At 65.3% G+C, this 16,483-nt stretch carries 13 protein-coding genes; all 13 read left to right on the top strand.

Annotation, left to right across the window (positions count from 1 at the left end; translation table 11 throughout):
- The first annotated feature begins 1 nt into the window (after position 1).
- The 13 genes from eccCa to eccE all read left to right on the top strand — a co-directional run bounded on the left by eccCa (position 2) and on the right by eccE (position 16,435).
- Positions 2 to 4,078 (top strand): type VII secretion protein EccCa, encoded by a 4,077-nt coding sequence (eccCa, locus tag M5I08_RS00220; RefSeq protein WP_219068946.1) that lies wholly within the window; start codon positions 2 to 4, stop codon positions 4,076 to 4,078.
- Positions 4,079 to 4,168: 90 nt separating this feature from the next.
- The gene (locus M5I08_RS00225) at positions 4,169 to 4,471 is read left to right on the top strand and encodes a PE domain-containing protein (RefSeq protein WP_219068944.1); all 303 of its coding nucleotides are present in this window, start codon (positions 4,169 to 4,171) and stop codon (positions 4,469 to 4,471) included.
- A gap of 9 nt (positions 4,472 to 4,480) precedes the next feature.
- The gene (locus tag M5I08_RS00230) at positions 4,481 to 5,704 is read left to right on the top strand and encodes a PPE domain-containing protein (RefSeq protein ID WP_219068942.1); all 1,224 of its coding nucleotides are present in this window, start codon (positions 4,481 to 4,483) and stop codon (positions 5,702 to 5,704) included.
- Between the two features lie 114 nt (positions 5,705 to 5,818).
- Positions 5,819 to 6,142, top strand: coding sequence for a PE family protein (locus M5I08_RS00235; RefSeq protein ID WP_249763465.1), 324 nt, complete (start codon positions 5,819 to 5,821; stop codon positions 6,140 to 6,142).
- 29 nt (positions 6,143 to 6,171) lie between these two features.
- On the top strand, positions 6,172 to 8,202 hold the full coding sequence (locus M5I08_RS00240; RefSeq protein WP_249763010.1) for a PPE domain-containing protein: 2,031 nt from the start codon (positions 6,172 to 6,174) through the stop codon (positions 8,200 to 8,202).
- The gene (locus M5I08_RS00245; protein ID WP_249763011.1) at positions 8,195 to 8,770 is read left to right on the top strand and encodes a DUF4926 domain-containing protein; all 576 of its coding nucleotides are present in this window, start codon (positions 8,195 to 8,197) and stop codon (positions 8,768 to 8,770) included. The genes M5I08_RS00240 and M5I08_RS00245 overlap by 8 nt, the downstream gene beginning before the upstream one ends.
- Before the next feature lie 361 nt (positions 8,771 to 9,131).
- Positions 9,132 to 9,449, top strand: coding sequence for a type VII secretion protein EsxD (locus M5I08_RS00250; RefSeq protein WP_219066578.1), 318 nt, complete (start codon positions 9,132 to 9,134; stop codon positions 9,447 to 9,449).
- Between the two features lie 53 nt (positions 9,450 to 9,502).
- Complete coding sequence (locus tag M5I08_RS00255; RefSeq protein WP_219066577.1) at positions 9,503 to 9,799, top strand: WXG100 family type VII secretion target; 297 nt, start codon at positions 9,503 to 9,505, stop codon at positions 9,797 to 9,799.
- Between the two features lie 64 nt (positions 9,800 to 9,863).
- A complete protein-coding gene (locus tag M5I08_RS00260) occupies positions 9,864 to 10,700 on the top strand; it encodes an ESX secretion-associated protein EspG (protein WP_219066576.1) in 837 nt (278 codons plus the stop codon).
- Positions 10,701 to 10,735: 35 nt separating this feature from the next.
- A complete protein-coding gene (locus M5I08_RS00265; RefSeq protein ID WP_370328546.1) occupies positions 10,736 to 11,764 on the top strand; it encodes a MinD/ParA family ATP-binding protein in 1,029 nt (342 codons plus the stop codon).
- Positions 11,764 to 13,245 carry a type VII secretion integral membrane protein EccD gene (gene eccD / locus M5I08_RS00270; protein ID WP_219066574.1) on the top strand — a complete coding sequence of 494 codons (1,482 nt, stop codon included), beginning with the start codon at positions 11,764 to 11,766 and terminating at the stop codon, positions 13,243 to 13,245. Before M5I08_RS00265 ends, eccD begins: the two co-directional genes overlap by 1 nt.
- Positions 13,242 to 14,909, top strand: a complete 1,668-nt coding sequence (mycP, locus tag M5I08_RS00275; RefSeq protein ID WP_219066573.1) for a type VII secretion-associated serine protease mycosin — start codon at positions 13,242 to 13,244, stop codon at positions 14,907 to 14,909. The genes eccD and mycP overlap by 4 nt, the downstream gene beginning before the upstream one ends.
- Positions 14,906 to 16,435, top strand: coding sequence for a type VII secretion protein EccE (gene eccE, locus M5I08_RS00280; RefSeq protein WP_219066572.1), 1,530 nt, complete (start codon positions 14,906 to 14,908; stop codon positions 16,433 to 16,435). The genes mycP and eccE overlap by 4 nt, the downstream gene beginning before the upstream one ends.
- Positions 16,436 to 16,483 lie beyond the last annotated feature (48 nt).

Here is a 16,483-nt window from a genome sequence, read left to right on the forward strand (position 1 = left end):
CATGTCCAAACGCGGTTTTGTTCGCGGAGCGCGAAAGCCGGCGCCGGCGGTTCCTCCGGTGCGGGTGGCGGTCGCTCCGCCGCTGGCGCTGCCGGAACGCGAGCCGCGCAACATCTTGTTGATGATCGCACTGCCGGCGCTGCTGGTCGGGATCATCGGCACCCTGGTGGTGATGTACACCTCCGGGGTCCGGTCGTTGCAGTCCGGCTTCTTCCCGATGATGGGCCTGGCCGGGTTTGGGGCATTGATGTTCAGTGGACGCTTCGGACGCGGGCGCCGGATCTCTTGGGGCGAACAGGAAAAGCAGCGGCGTGTCTATCTGCGCCAGCTCGACGAGGACCGCGACGAGGTACAGCGCGCCGCCCAAGAGCAACGTCGTAGCCAACTTTTTCTGCACGGTGATCCCCGGAAACTGGACACCGTTATCGGCGGACCGCGGATGTGGGAACGGCGTCCGGGCGACCCCGATTTTCTTGATGTCCGGCTGGGGATCGGCATACAGCAGGCCAGTGACTCGGCGGTGTCGCTGCAGTGGCCGGAAGTTCCGATCGGGGAGGAACTCGAGCCGGTCACCGGCGGCGCGCTGCGGGATTTCATTCTCGAGCAAAGCAAAATCCGCGGAATCGGCAAGGTGTTGAGTCTGCGGTCCAAGCCCGGATTCAGCTTCATCGCGGCCGATCCCGCCGAACTGCACAGCCTTGCACGGTCGATTCTGTGCTCACTGGCGGTCTATCACAGCCCGAGCGACCTCAAGCTGATGGTCGTCACCCGTCACCCCGAGCTGTGGTCGTGGCTGGTATGGCTGCCGCACAACCAGCACGACGAAATGTTCGATGCGTGTGGGCTGCGCCGGTTGGTGTTCATCTCGCCGACAGAATTGGAGGAAGCGCTCGACGCCGAGTTGCACCGCAAGGGTCGTGGACCGTGGACGCCGCCGGCCGGGAGCAGTCCGACGTCGATGCCGTCGGCTATGCAGGCGCCGGGTCTGACGCTGGGTCCGCACTGGGTGATCGTCGATGACAACGTCGGCACACCCGAGCAGTGGGAAAGCGTCACAGGTCAAAAAGGTATGGCAGGAATCACGGTGCTGCGGTTGGCGACTCGCCCCGGCGTCGGTGTCGGCTTCGCCGGCGAGGATCAACGTTTCGAGCTGCGAGAAGGTCGGCTGTATCACCGCGGCGCGTTCTACGCGGTGGCTGACGTGCTGGCCGAGACCACCGCAAACCGCTATGCGCGGGCGTTGGCGCGGTGGTCACCGATGAGCGCGGGCGACTTGTCGGACACCGACAGTCAGGGCGGTGAACTGCTACGCGCGCTGGGAATTAGCGATCCGCGCCAGCTTGACGTCGACCGGCTGTGGGCCGACAGCCGTGGGCGTGGTGATGCGAAGTGGGCAATGGCGCCGGTCGGCGTGAAACCGGGCGGCGAGTTGCAGTACGTCATCTTCCGCGCAAAAGACTTCGGCGGCTTCGGCTTTCACTCTGTGGTGATCGGAACGTCCGGCTCGGGCAAGTCGGAGTTCTTCCTATCGCTGTGTAATGGGATCGCACTGACGCATTCACCTGAGAGTTTCATCGTCATCTTCGTTGACATGAAGTTCGAATCGGCCGCTCAGGATCTGGAGGGCTTGCCGCACGTTGCCGGTTCGCTGTCAAATCTCGGCAAGGACGACCGGCATCTAGCTGAGCGGATGCGCAAGGCCATCAACGGCGAAGTCGGGCGGCGATACCGGCTTTTCAAGGAGGCTGGCGCGCGCGACGCGAACGAGTACGAAGAGATGAGGCTGGCCGGCCGAGACCTGGAACCAGTACCGATCCTGCTGGTCATCATCGACGAATACCTGGAGCTGTTCCACCACCACCAAGAGTGGATAGAACTGGTTATCCACATCGGCCAGGAAGGCCGTGGCTGCAACGTGTTCTTCACGCTCGGCGGCCAGCGGTTGGATCTGTCTTCGCTGAGCAAGGCGAAGAGCAACATCGCATTCCGGGTGGCGCTGCGCGCCGAGACCGCCGAGGACTCACGCGACGTCATCGGTAGCGATGCCGCTTTGCATCTCCCTTCGAAGGAAAACGGCTACGCTCTGCTCAAAGTCGGCCCACGCGACCTGGAACCGTTTCGGTGCTTCTACTTATCGGCGCCGTTCGTTTTGCCCAAGAAGGCCGTCAACGTCAACCAGACGATCGACGTGAGCTTTTCCCAGCCACGACCGTTCACCTGGGAGTACCAGCCGCTCAGTGCCGAGGACACCGTCGCCCTGACGGTGGCCGACGCGCCCGACGAACCCGACGAATTCCTTTTCCACAGTGACGGATTCCGGAAGAAGAAACTACTCGACGTCATCCGCGAGTCGCTGGTCGCGCACCCGGCTCGATTGCCGCACCAAATCTGGCTTCCGCCATTGGAAGTCCCTGAACAGGTCGACGCTTTGGTGGGCTATTGGCGTGGTAAGCCCTGGCATGTTGACTATGGACAAAACGCGGGCTTGGTCTTTCCGTTCGCGATCGTCGACATCCCCGAAGATCATGTTCAACGCGTTCATGTGATCGACGCCGAGATGGACAACATCATGGTGGTAGGCACCGCACAACGGGGGAAGTCCACCACGCTGATGACGCTGATGACGTCGGCTGCTTTGACGTATCGCCCGGAGCGAGTGACGTTCTTCTGCATTGGGGCGGCGTTATACCCTGTCGAGGAATATCCCCATGCGGCCGGGGTGGTCAGCCTCAACGACACCGAAGGAGTGTCACGAACCATCGCCACGATCGAGGGATTGATCCGCGCGCGTGAGGCGTCGTTCAAGCATTACCAGATCGACATCTCGGAGTTTCGTGAGCGACGCTTCGGCGCGGCCGGCGGTGGGGGAACGGATCCCGACGACAAGTTCGGCGACGTCTTTCTGGTGATCGACAACTATGGCGATCTATACGACAAGGATGCCGGTATGGGCGATCGCGCGATCGCCATCGCGCGTCAGGGCCTGTCGTACGGCGTTCACGTAATGACCAGCGCCACCGCGTGGTTCGTCGGCCAGAAACAGGGTCTGCTCAACGTGTCGAACGCGCGGATTCAGTTGCGGCTGAGCAACCCCGACGAATCGCAGATGGGCACGTCGATGGAGCAGCGCAGAGCTGCACGAAATACCTTGGACCGGCCTGGATTTGGGCTCACCCGCGACGGGCATGAGCTACTGGTCGGGGTGCCCGAGGTCACCGGAACGAACGGGGAGCGGGTGGGGACCCGCGGCGTCGGCTCGCTGATCGCCGAAATCACCGGTACCGGCAGGGTCGAACGCCTATCGCGGCTGCCCGACCGGGTGCCGCTGCGTGAGGTCATCGCACGTTTCGCCGGAACGGCCGAGGCTGCCGACCCGTTGAACATTCCATTCGCAATCGGTGAGAGCGCTTTGCAGCCGGTGGCGTTGCCGACCCGAATCTCGCCGAACATTTTGGTGGTGGGCCGGCAGCTGTGCGGCAAGACAACGACCCTGGCGGCGTTGGGCCAGGCTATCACCGACAGGTTTACGCCTGAGCAGGCCCAGATCACGATCATCGATCCGAAGACGACGCTCATCGGAAAGATCCGTGGCGCGCACGTGCGGGCCTATGCATATACCGCGGACGACATCGACACCGTGATCAGAGAACTCGCGGCGCTGCTGCAGGAGCGTCTCCCACCGTCGGGCCTGACTCAGGAAGAGCTGTTGAACCTGAAATCGTGGGAAGGGCCCCGCCATTTCCTTTTGATCGACGACGAACACGAACTTCGACCTCACAATCAGGCGGTACGGCCGGCGGCGACCGCCCCGTTGTGGGGGCTGATCGAGCGCAGCCGGGAAATCGGTCTGCACGCCGTTTCCTCACGGCTGCCCGGTAACTGGGCCGCGCAAGTGGTGATGAACCCGTTTGTTCAGAAGCTGACCGGCTCCCGCTCGCCAACGCTGTTCATGGACAACGATCCGGCAAGTGTGAAGGTGTTCGGCAGGACGAGCGCTCAGCAGTTGGCGCCGGGACGCGGCTTGTTAGTGACCACCGAGGGAGACATTGAAGGGGTCTTGGTGGGAAGCCCGGAATAGGAGGAGCTGACTCGACAGTGCGCGGCTAACACTTTAAACTCAGACGACTTGTTGGCGGAGCGATTTCTGTGCGGGCACTTCGGAGGCGCTATGACTCGCGGATTCGGCGTAATTCCAGCAGCGGTGACTTCGTCGTCGGTCACCGAATCGACCATTGGTGCTGAAATGGCAGCCACCACTGCGGCCGGTGCGGCGGCGCTCACCGGTGTGACGCCCATGGCGGCCGATATCGATTCGGCCGAGTTTGCCCAAGCGCTGAATGCCACCGGCGCAGCGTATTTGGCGACGATGGCCAGTCACGTCGAGCAGCGAACCGCTTTGAGCGGTGCGCAGTCGCTGGCTTCCGGTACATACGCGGCCATGGACGCGATCCACGGCACCGCCTTGGGCTAACGGACTGGTATGCCGGGCGACCCACGCTGGACGGGCCCACCAGAGGCCATCGCGGCCACCTTCGAGGCCGGTTCCCCGGCGTCGGTGATCAGCAACAATCTGGTTTGGGCCACCGAGACCTCGCACCACGCGCTGGCGGCCGGCATGTCCGGCGCCAACACAGCATCCACCTTGGTCTCGTGGCACGGGTTTGGTGCGAATGCCTCGGCTGCCGCGGCCAACGGCCTCAACGCCGGCTTGCAGACGATTGCAGGTTGGACCGCGCACAAGATTGCCGTCACCCAGGGCGCTATCGACGCATTCACGACGGCACGGTCGTCCGTCATTCCCTCCGTGGTCAGCCAGACCAACCGCACCGAGCGCGAGGCGATGGATAAGGCCAATCCTGGCGCCCTGTGGTCGTTGACCCCGGCCATTATCGAGCGGGATCTCGAATATTACGGAGAGCACTGGCCGCAAAATTCAACGGTCGGCATGGGGTATTCCACCGCGATGAGCGGGTTCACCGCCGCGTTGGGCATACCGCCCCCGCTTGCCCCGGTGGGTGCGTCCGCGGCCGCGCCGGCGGAGGCGGGCGAGGCCGTGTCGCAGGCAGCGGCGGCTACCGGCGGGCAGGACGGGATCAGCTTGTCCAGCCAGGCCGCACAGGCGGCTGGCCAGGCGCCGGCATCCTCAGCCAGCGGCATCACCGACCAACTCAGTTCTTTCACCGGGCCGCTGCAGGAGGCGGCGTCATCCGTGGTCCAACCACTGTCCGGGGTGTTGCAAGCCCCGATGCAGGGGGTGCAGAGCCTGAGCAGCCTGCCGTCGTCGCTGATGGGGTCGACCAGCGGATTGTTCTCCTCGGCCACGGCTCAGCAGGCGGCCGAAGCGGAAGCGGTTGCCGCGCCACTGGGCCTCAGCGGTGGCGGCGCAGCCGGAGGCCTGGGCGCCGGGGCGGCGGGGGCCGCGGGGTCTGCTGCCGGCGCGTTTCCCGGGGCGGGCTTGACCAGCTACACCCGTCCCGCCAGTACTTTCGAGCCGGTAACCGGTGGGAGGCCGACGGGCCTGCGGACCGCTGCTTTCAACGCGACCGAAGTATCCCGACCGACCAGCACCGTGGGTAGTGGCGTTACCGGTATGCCGATGGCGCCGGCGGCAATGGCCGCGCGCGGCAACGGTGAGGGCCCCTCGCAAGAGGCTGTGACGCACGCGCGGGTCGTGGTTCCCGGCGATCGCGTCGCGTCGGAGTAGCACCCTGTTGTCATTCGGTTGCGACGACCGATTTCTGTCCGTTTGGTCCGTGTCTGGTCGGGCGATTTTTCATGTACGCGAGTTGGGCGCATTCTCGCTACGATCTGTCTAACTGTGCCCTTGGTTTTGCGGAGGTTTGCGGTGGTGTTTGCGATGGTGCCGGCGGTGGTGGGGGTGTCGGCGGCGGCGGAGGCGGGGTTGGCGGCGGAGTCGGCGGGGGTGGCATCGGGGGCGGCGGGGGTGTTGGTGCCGGCGCCGATGGCGTTGGATGCCGATTCGGCGAGGTTTTCGGCGTTGGTGGCCGCGGCGGGCCAGCAGCATGTGGCGATGGGTGTGCAGCACGCGGCCCAGCGGGGGTTGTATGCGGGGGCGCAGCTTTCGGCGATGCTGGATGCGGTGGCGACTGAGGCGCTGCGGGCGGCGGCAGCCGCCATTTAGCGCCGGCCGGCGCCGCTGAAATTATGGGTGTGCATCCGTGGCCGGGGATCGATCCGGCGAGCGCGTACGTGACGATGACCGGCGGGGCGGGGGCGGCGCCGATGCATGCGGCGGGCGCGGCGCTCTCGGCGCTGGGCGCTGCGGTGGATGCGACGGCGGCGACCTCGCAAGTCAACGACGGGGTTGTCGGGGCGGACTGGTCGGGGGTGGCCCGGATCACGGCGGCGGCGTCGGTGGCCCGGTTGAATGCCGATGACACAAGCTATGGGCAGTTGTCGTTGTTGATGGCTCAGCTGTTGCAGGCCGCCGGGGAGTTGCACACGATGACGCCGCCGCGGATGGTCACCCATGTGCAGGCCAACGCTAATCGTGGTGAGTATCTGGTGGATAACGCGGTCAATCCGTGGGTGTGGGGGGCGTTGACGCCGCGGCTGATCGAGTTGGACACCGAGTATTTCGGGTTTATGTGGCCTAACAACGCCTCGGCGGGGTTGAGTTACGGGGCGGGGCTGGACGCGATCGGTGCGGCGTTGTCGGGGCTGTCGGCGTTGCCGTCGCTGGCCGGGGGGTCGGTGGCGGCGCCGGCGATGGCGGCTGCTGATGTGGGCGCCAACGCCGGGATCACGACGGCCAGCGCGGCGATGGGCGCGACCGAGCAGGCGGCCGCCGCGGCGATGGCCCCGGCCGCTGGCGGCGTCTTGCAGTCGGCGGGGTCGGGGTTGTTGGGTGCGGCGCCGTTGTCGGCGCCGGCCCCCGGCGGCGGCGGCACGGCGGCGGTGTCGCCGATGGCCGACGTGCAACCGCACAGCCCGGCGATGCCGTCGACGGGCCCGGCGCAGGCCCCGCCGATGAGCATGTTCCTGCCGCCCTCGGCGGCGGCGATCAACGCGCCCGCCCCGGCGCCGCCGGTGCAGACCCTGTCCCCGGTGACCGGGGCGCCGGGGGCTGGGCCGCCGGGGGTGACCAGCTTCATCAAGCCCGCCGAGCCGTTCAAGGCCCCGCCGGCGCCCTCGGGCGGGCAGGCCAGCGGCCTCAAACCGGGCATGCTCAACGCCGCCGCCCTCCGCGGCCCGGTCTCGGCCATGCCGCTGACCACCACCGCCACCACCTCCACCCCTGCAACCGCGGCTCAACGGCTGGCCTACGTCTCGCCGACCCCACCGCCGTCACAACCCGCCCCGCCCTCGGCGGCGCAACTACAAACCGGCACGATCACCACCCTGCAACCCCCGCCCGCGCCGGCACAGACCCCGCCGGTGCAACTGCCGACACCGCCGGCCGTCCCACAAACCAGCCTGCCTGCGCCATCGGCCGGACCCACCGGCGCCGGCACCAACGGCACCGGCATCCAAATGCTCGGCAACGGGCCTCCGGGAGCACCCCAAGCACCCCCACGAATCCCGCCCATACCGCTGGACCCGTCACCACCCGTTCCGCCGCCACCGGCGCCCCCGCCCGAGCCGGGTCAGCCTCCGTTGCAGCGGCGTCCGGACGTTTCGGGTTGGACGGCGCCACCACGAGCACAAGACGCTCAGACTGCGCTGAAAAATTTGCAAGAATTAGAAGACGCAATCAAATTCCACAACGAACATCCGCCAAACCCCTATGATCCGGTCGCGGTCGCGGGGTATAACAGCCAGGCCAATTACTACAATCACTGGGCGGCGCAGCTCGAGGGTACAGTGGAATCGTACAACGCGGAATACTCACCTGCCTCGATAGCCCAGACGATCCAGTCGCCGAATACGCCGTATTGGGCCCATCAAGAGCCGCCGCTATCGCAGGGGCCGATTGGTCAGCGCGGGAGTCCGCTCAACGTGCCCAAAGGAACGAACAGTCCGGCGACAATTGATGGTGTCAACTTCACCGGTCACGCCATTGACGAGATGCAAAGTGAGGGTATTCCGCTCAGCGCTGTGAACAGAGCGTTGCATGTAGGAGCGATCGAACCCGGCAAATTTGGGAGAACGATTTTCTTTGATGCTACTAACAACATTAGCGTCATACAAGACCTTGACGGCACAATCGTCACTGTGAGCTTCGGACACTTGCATGCGTAACGAAAATGATAGTCGCGACCGGATTGCATATCTGCGGCAGCTGGCGGTTGAGTCCTTGACTAGTTACAGTGGAGGGTTCGCCGAACTCGAACGAATCGATCGAGACCTGAAGTCGATAATCTGGGCTCTCGACGAGATTGCAGATAGATCCTGGACTAGCTCATTGATCGGGCAGTGGGGCTATCTCGAGGCCACCTATGCGTCAGCGCTCGCCCGCGACCGGAACCGGTTAACTGACGAAGAAGAAGTCGACTTGCAACGAGTTGTCGCCGACCTCCTCGCGAATTTCAAGGGCTATGAAGTTCCCTTGAGCGCCGAAGATAAACCCCGAGAAAACGACATAGTCCGCTTGCTGCGACCGTTGCCCGAGCGCAATCTTCCGGCGGGTTCGACGGGCACCGTTGTGGTAGATTACACGGAATACTCCGACGGAGCCCTACCTGCGGAATACGAAGTAGATTTCGCCAATTCCGAGGATAGCGCTCAGATCTTGGTAACCGTGTCCGACGGCGACATTGAGTTAGTTTCGCGTCCCCGTTACGGTAATTCCCCGTCGTACCAGCAATGAAGGACTGACCTCAAAATTTCGGATCTACTGACGTTTCCGTGGGCGGGGTTTCATGCTGCTCGGCCGGGTAGTGGTAGCCGGATGTGAGTCGTCGTCGCTCCGGTAATCGGCGGCTTCGCTATTGGCCTGTGCATGATTATCGCGGGACAGCGCGCCGATCGAGCTGCCGTCGCGGTCGAGAAGTCAGCTGCGTATGCGTCCGGCGCGCACGGGTTAGCGCTGATGGACGCGCCGGAGAGGGTAGCGCGTTGACAGTGGTGCCGCTGTGGACGGCCGGATCTAAAGGTGAGGTGTGCGACCGCCGCGCCACGCTTACACTAGCGCTACGTCCCGGTTTGGGAGCACTAGCAAGGGAGAGGCAATGGCACTACTTCAGGTAACGCCGGACATGATGCGCTCGACGCAGCAGGCCATCGAGACGGCCCTGGAACACGCTACCGTCATCGCGAACCAGTATCTGAGCAATCACGAAAACATGGGTGTTGCGTGGCAGGGCGACGGCTACACGTCATCGACTAACACCGCGATGAAGGTTCAGCACGACTTGGCGCAGGCAGTTGCCTGGGGGTCCAAGCTGGCTCAGGGACTCGGCAAGGTCGCGTTGATGATGGAGCAACACGAGATGGACGCGGCGCACAGCTTCGCTGGCTTTGCCGGCGACGGCGCGCTCAACGCGTAGCACTCATTCCAGTTAGCACTGCATAAACCCTTCGCGAGTTAGGACCTATCAACGTGACAAGCTTCGGAAACATTCAGTACGACCATGGCGCCGTCAACGACCTGGCTTCTGGTGTCGGAAACCAGGCCGCAATCTTGATGGAGCACCACGACGACATCAAGCATCGGACCGATCAAATCGGCGGCTTCTTCCAAGGCCAGGCGCACCAGGCTTTCTACGAGGCGCAAATTCAAATGCTGCGCGGCTTCGAGGGCCTCATCGAAACCGTCGCGCAACACGGCCAGACGATCCACACCGTGAACGCATCGGCCCACGCGACAGACCTGAGTTCTTCTAACTTCTTCGCCTGACGCGCCAGAAAAACGCTGAACTGGGGCGCACCCTGGCGTGCGCCCCAGTGGCTTGGATAGACCAATGTTGACCACAACTATCGACGGGCTGTGGGTACTTCAGGTGCTCGCCGGCATCGAGGTGCTCGCTCCCGAGCTGAGGCTGCGGCCGATTCTCCCGAGCTTCGAGACGCCGCAGAGGGCGCTGGGCCATCCCATCGCCGCTGAACTCCGCGCCGAAGGCGTAATCGACGATGCGGGAGCGGTTGACCCGATTGTGGTGGAATGGCTGACGGTGCTGGCACGCCGCGACGTCGCACTTCTCCTTCACGTTCGCAACCCTGATACCGGGGACCAGCCGGCCAATGCCCTGCTGGCGCGCTTCGCGCAGTGGTGGGTGGTGATGGAGCGGTCAGAGGAACTAGTCCGCATCGGCGGGGCCGGAACGGCAAGCGCCGAAGGAGCGGCCAACGCGGTGCTGATCGCCCAGATCGAAAGATTGTGCGGCACAAACACACCCGCACCACTGCGGCCGGTGACGCTTGATGTCGATGCCCTCAAGTCGGGCGTGAACAGCCCGGAAACTCTGCAGAACTTCCTTGCCGGTCAGCAACTGGACGCCGATCAGCAGCGCATGTTGATGTTGGCCGCTGATCCCAAACGCTCAACGCAGGCTTCGATCGTGGCGCTGCAGTCCGGCGTGGACACTGGCCGGACCACGCGCACGCACGTCGAGCAGAGCGTGGTAACCGTCATCGACTCCCCCGACGGGCGGTTGGTCGCCGAGTATGTGCCGTCGGCGGGCAAGAATTGGATGGTCATCGCTCCCGGGACGGCGACAAACATCGGTGCTGCCGTCAATCAGATCATGCGGCGTCTTCCCGCTAATGAAGAATGGTTTTCCTACCGAAAGGTTGTGTAAGTAGAGGCTATGGCGTGCATGTTAGCATCGGCATCGTGACAAATCCGTGGAGCACGCCCTCGAATTCGGCGGAGCAGGGCAGGCCTCCGTCGAAACAAGGTGGGGTTTCGCGTCCGCAGCACCCAGACTCCGTCTCGGGGACATTGCGCATCTCCGACATGGTCGCGCCGCGCAAAATCCCGCCCGGCTCCGGGTGGCGCAAATTCTTACACAATGCCTCTTTTCGAACTATAAATCTCGGCGAATCGCCGGCTGAACGCCATTACCGCGAATTGCAGGGGCGAATACGCCGCCACATCCGCAAGCAGTATGTCATCGGAGTGGTTTCCGGAAAGGGCGGCGTTGGTAAAACCACGATGACGGCGTGCGTAGGCGCGGTATTCCGCGAGTGCCGACCGGAGAACGTGGTCGCCATCGATGCGGCACCCGGGTTCGGCACCCTGGCCGGCCGGATCGACGAGGCCCCGCCCGGAGATTATGCCGCCGTCCTGAACGACACCGATGTGCAGGGCTATGCCGACATCCGGGAACACCTGGGGCAGAACAGCTTAGGGCTGGACGTGCTGGCAGGCAACCGGGCGTCTGACCAACCGCGGCCGCTGGTGCCGTCGATGTTCGCCGGGGTGCTGTCGCGGCTGCGCCGCACCCACAACGTGATCGTGGTGGACACGTCCGACGACCTTGAACACCCGGTGATGAAGGCGGTGTTCGACGCCTGCGACACGCTCGTCTTCGTGTCGGGGCTTACCGCCGATACTTCGCTTCCGGTGACACGGGCGATCGACTTATTGCGGTCGATGGGCTATCACGAATTGGTGTCGCGCAGCATGGTGATTCTCAACGACAGCCGCAATAAATACGATGCGGATGCGCGAGCCTACCTTACCGAGCGTTTCGGACAATCAGGAGCGACAGTCGAATTCATGCCCTTCGACCCGCATTTGGCTAAGGGCGGAATCATCGATACGCAGCATGAATTGCAGAAGAAAACACGGCTGCGGTTATTCGAAATTACCGCGGCTTTGGCGGACAAATACGTTCCGGACGCCGATAGGCCACGTTAATGCCGAAGGTCGCATTTCCGGCGCGTTGCGCAGTTGCGGTGGTATGTGGCGAACACCTCGTCTCTCAGGTGTACCCGGCGTCGGTGCCTGTGGAGGTATTCGTCGACAACGTCGTCGAGCTGCTCAACGATGAACTCAAACGCCGGGGTTTGCCCGGCCTCGAATCCGGAGTCGGCTACGAGCTGCACAAGGCCAACGGAGTGCGGCTGGACGTCACTAAAACTCTCGACGAACTCGGCGTCGAGGACGGCGCCACCCTGGTGCTGGGGCCCGTCGTTGACGGCGACTCGTTCGAGCCGCAATACGAGTCCTTGTCCACTGGACTGGCTCGGGCCGGCAAAAGGTTGTTCGAACCCGTCACGGCGCTCACCGCGGCGCACACCGCGCTGGCGATCCTGGCCATGATCTCCGCGGTGCTGCTCGGATTGGCGCTTCGCGCCCGGATGACCGACGACTCGACGGTCCCGAGCCTGGTGACCGGCGTGGCCGGTATGCTTGCCGCCGGCGGCGCGGCGGTGGTGGCGCGGTGGTGGCCGCGGCGCGGTGACCTGCTCGACGGGTTCGCGTGGCTTTGCGCGCCGCTGCTGGCGGTGAGCTTCGGTGCGGGCGCCCCCGGCCGCCTCGGCGCGGCGCACCTGTTCATCGCCGCCCTCGCTTTCGGGATGATGACCTGCGGCATAGCCGTTGTGACGCGGCGTCATATCAACATTGCGGCGACGATCGTGACCCTGTGCGCGGCGGGAGGTTTGGTTGCCGCCGGCCGGATGTGGCGGCCGATTCCCGCCCAGTGGATGGGCATGCTCACGCTGGTGGGCCTGCTGTTTCTGCTGACGCTGGCGCCAACGATTGCGCTGTGGTCGGCGCGCATCCGGCCACCGTACTTCGGGTCGGTCACCGGGCGCGACCTTTTTCATCGCGGCGCCGGATTACCGGCCGACGCGGTGTCGCCGGTGGACGAAGCCGCCGACGAGGAGGTCAGCCCGGACACCACTCCGCGCGGCGCCCAAATCGCCGCCGCCGCAGTACGGGCGAACAATGTGCTGACCGGTATCTGCGTGGCCGCCGGACTGATGTTGCCCGCCGCGGTGTGGGCCGACGTGATGCCGGGGCGTAGCCGCAGCGCGGCGGCGGTGGTGCTGGCCTGGTTGTTCGTGCTGATTTTCATCAGCCGCGGACGGGCATTCGCCGACAAGCGACAGGCGATCGCGCTGGTGTGCGGCGCGGTCGCTGCGGTATGCGCCGGCGTCATCAAATACGTCGTATATCAGCCTGCCGCATCGGCGGATTCGCTGCTGTGGGGCGCGGTGATATTGGGTGCCTTCGGCGCGGCCGGCCTGCTGGCGGCGTTCCTGGTGCCGATCACCAGATTCACCCCGCTGGTGCGAATGATCGCCGAGTGGCTGGAGATCGTCGCGATCATCGCCGCACTGCCGCTGGCCGCCTGGATCGGCGGCTTGTTCACCTGGGTGCGGATGCGATGAGCTGGCGGAGCGTATGTGTTTCGGCGGCGCGGCGGACCTCTGCCCTTACGCTGGTCGGACTGTTGATCGGGCTATCGTCCAGTCTCCCCGCGGCGCAAGCCATTCCGCGCCCGACCATCGACCCGGGCCGGGTACCCGCGGACGGCAAGCCGGGCCCGGATCAACCGATGCGGCAAAGCAATATCTGCGCGCGGACCATCACCGTCGCCGATCCGAATGTGGCAGTCATGGCACCGGGTTTCGCGATGCTCAACATCGCCAAGGCCTGGCAGTACTCGACCGGTAACGGAGTTCCGGTCGCGGTGATCGACACCGGCGTCAACCCCAGCCCCCGGCTACCGGTGGTTCCCGGCGGCGACTACATCATGGGCGGCGACGGCTTGATGGATTGCGATGCGCACGGCACCACCGTGGCGTCGGTGATCGCCGCGGCGCCCCAGGGCGCTCCGATGCCGCCCCCGATGCCCGCCGCGCCGGCGTTCCCGCCCCCCGCGGGCCCACCGGCCACCGACGCGGCGCCGCCACCACCCGGTGCGCCACCGGCCCCGCCCGCACCGCCGCCACCGCCGTCCCCGGTGACGATCACCGAGACCAAACCGGCCCCTCCGCCGCCACCGCCGCCACCGCCGCCGCCCGACGAACCGTCGAATGGCCCCGGAGACCCGGTTGCCAGCGTGCCGGACGACCCCGAGGTGCCGCCGCCGCCGCCCGGAGCGCCGGACGGGGTCGGTGGGGTCGCGCCGCACGCAACGATCATCTCTATCCGCCAGTCCTCGCGGGCCTTCGAGCCGGAGCGGCCCGGTGGCGGTGACATGGAGGCGCGCAAAAAGGCCGGCACTGTTGCCACGCTGGCCAGCGCGATCGTGCATGCGGCCGACATGGGCGCCAAAGTGATCAACGTCAGCGTCACCGCATGCGTATCGGCGGATGATCCGTTGAACCAGAGCGCGATTGGAGCCGCAGCGTGGTACGCCGCGACCGTGAAGGATGCGGTAGTGGTCGCGGCAGCCGGTAACGAGGGTGAAGACGAGTGCGCCCAAAATCCTGCCTTCGATCCGTTGAACACCTCCGATCCGCGCGACTGGCATCAAGTCAAGACGGTGTCGTCACCGTCCTGGTTCTGCGATTACGTGTTGTCGGTAGGTGCGGTCGATAACACCGGAGCTCCGATCAAGAAGAGCCTCGCGGGACCGTGGGTGGCGGCCGCGGCTCCCGGCGTCGGAATTATGGGACTCTCCCCGCAGACCGGTGGACCGGTGAACGCGTATCCGCCGACCCGGCCGGGCGAGAAGAACATTCCGTTCTGGGGGACAAGCTTTTCGGCGGCCTATGTGAGCGGGGTGGCCGCGTTGGTGCGAGCGAAGTATCCGGCGCTGTCCGCCCATCAGGTGATCAACCGGATTCTGCAGACTGCGCATAACCCGCCGCGCGGGGTGGACAACCAGGTCGGGTATGGAGTGGTGGACCCGGTCGCAGCGCTGACATTCAACGTGCCACCCGGCGACCGCCTCGCGCCCGGCGCCCAGAGTCGACTGATCATGCCGGCCGCCCCACCGCCGCCACCGGATCACCGTGCCCGCACTGTGGCGCTGGTGTTCGCCGGTTTGGTGGTCGCCGCCGTGGTAGTCGCATCGCTCGTCGCGCGGGCTCGGCGAGAGCGATGACGGCCGGGGTAAGGCTGGCGATCATCGTCGGCGTCCTCGCGACCGGCCTTATTGGCTGGGCGTTAGCCGGATATCCCGGCGCCGCGGTGGGTTTGGCGCTCGGTGTCGTGGCCGGCGTGATCCCCTGGCGAGGGCAGCCGCTGTGGTCATGGCTGATGCTGTGGCGCCGGCGCCGTCGAGCGATCACGTTGAGTGAACCCATCACCGTCGCCAACGACCGCGCCGGAGGTGGCGTCCGATATCAGGATGGCGTCGCGGTGGCGGCAGTCCAGCTGCTCGGCAAGGCACATCGGCCGACCCTGTTCACCGGGTCGACGGCGACGTACACCGAAAACACGGTCGACGTCGCCGACCTGTTGCCGCTGCTGCATCAGAGCCTGGGGTTGGCCGTCGAGTCGCTCAGCGTTATCAGCGCCGGAGCACGGCGGCGTAGCACCGGCGACTACCCGCGGGTCTATGACACATTGATCGGCACTCCGCCCTACGCCGGCCAGCGGGAGACATGGCTGATTGCGCGAATCGCCGCGTTGCCCAATGCCGAAGCGCTGCAATGGCGTACGTCGGTCGGCACGGCGACATTGGCTGCGGCGCAACGGATCAGCGCGGCGCTGCGGCAGCAGGGACTTCGCGCCAAGGTCGCGACGGCCACGGACATCGTTGAGTTGGAGCGGCGGCTGGGTTCCTCGGCGCTGAACGCGCAGCACCAGCGGTGGCGCACGGCGCGGGGCGAGGGCGGTTGGCTGACAACCTATTGGTACCGTCCCAGCGACATCACCGCGGAGAACTTGGAACATGCGTGGGCACTGCGGGCCGACGGGATTATGCAGAACATCACGGTGTTCAGCGACGCGAGCATGACGGCCACGGTCACCGTGCGCGCCGCACAGCCGCCGACAGCTCCGCCGAGCGTCATGCTGAAGACCTTGCCGGGAGAGCAAGCACACGCGATCGCGGCTAATCTGTGCGGACCCATGCCCACGCTGCACAGTATCCGTCGCGGCGTCCTGGCCGAACCGTTGATCATTCCGATCGGGCCCTCGGGTGTGTTGCTGGGCAAGGTCGATGCCGGTAACAGGCTGATGCTGCCGCTCGACGACCCAGGGGAGTTCAGCCGGGTGCATATCGCCGCACAAGACGCATTGGCCAAACGAATCGTGGTCCGGTTGGCCGGCGCCGGGGAGCGGATCACCGTGCATACCCGCGACCAGCAGCGGTGGGCCAGCGTGCGAATGCCCGACGTCGCCGTGGGCAATCAGGTCAGGCCGATAGCCGGAACCACGGTCAGCGTGGTCGACGGCACGGTCACTCCGGCACCGCGACCGAACACCCTGATCTCGATCGGAGAGCCCGGAACGCCGTATCGCGGGGCGGCCGATGTGCTCATCACGCAGATCGGCCCGGCGACCGTGGATGTGACGGCCGCCGGTCAACTGCATACGGTTGAGGTCGAGTTGTTCCGGGCCGAGAATCGCTACGTATCCTCGGAACCGACCCGCAGGACAACCGAGCTCGAATCGGTGGACTAAACCATGACCACGTGCCGCGACGATGCAGAGCGCAGCGATGAGGAGGAG

It is taken from the genome of Candidatus Mycobacterium methanotrophicum (genome assembly GCF_023515995.1).
Lineage (GTDB): Bacteria > Actinomycetota > Actinomycetes > Mycobacteriales > Mycobacteriaceae > Mycobacterium > Mycobacterium methanotrophicum.

Coding starts and splice junctions, on each gene's coding strand:
- eccCa (WP_219068946.1), top strand. CDS start 2: ATGTCCAAACGCGGTTTTGTTCGCGGAGCGCGAAAGCCGGCGCCGGCG.
- M5I08_RS00225 (WP_219068944.1), top strand. CDS start 4,169: ATGACTCGCGGATTCGGCGTAATTCCAGCAGCGGTGACTTCGTCGTCG.
- M5I08_RS00230 (WP_219068942.1), top strand. CDS start 4,481: ATGCCGGGCGACCCACGCTGGACGGGCCCACCAGAGGCCATCGCGGCC.
- M5I08_RS00245 (WP_249763011.1), top strand. CDS start 8,195: ATGCGTAACGAAAATGATAGTCGCGACCGGATTGCATATCTGCGGCAG.
- M5I08_RS00250 (WP_219066578.1), top strand. CDS start 9,132: ATGGCACTACTTCAGGTAACGCCGGACATGATGCGCTCGACGCAGCAG.
- M5I08_RS00260 (WP_219066576.1), top strand. CDS start 9,864: ATGTTGACCACAACTATCGACGGGCTGTGGGTACTTCAGGTGCTCGCC.
- eccD (WP_219066574.1), top strand. CDS start 11,764: ATGCCGAAGGTCGCATTTCCGGCGCGTTGCGCAGTTGCGGTGGTATGT.
- mycP (WP_219066573.1), top strand. CDS start 13,242: ATGAGCTGGCGGAGCGTATGTGTTTCGGCGGCGCGGCGGACCTCTGCC.
- eccE (WP_219066572.1), top strand. CDS start 14,906: ATGACGGCCGGGGTAAGGCTGGCGATCATCGTCGGCGTCCTCGCGACC.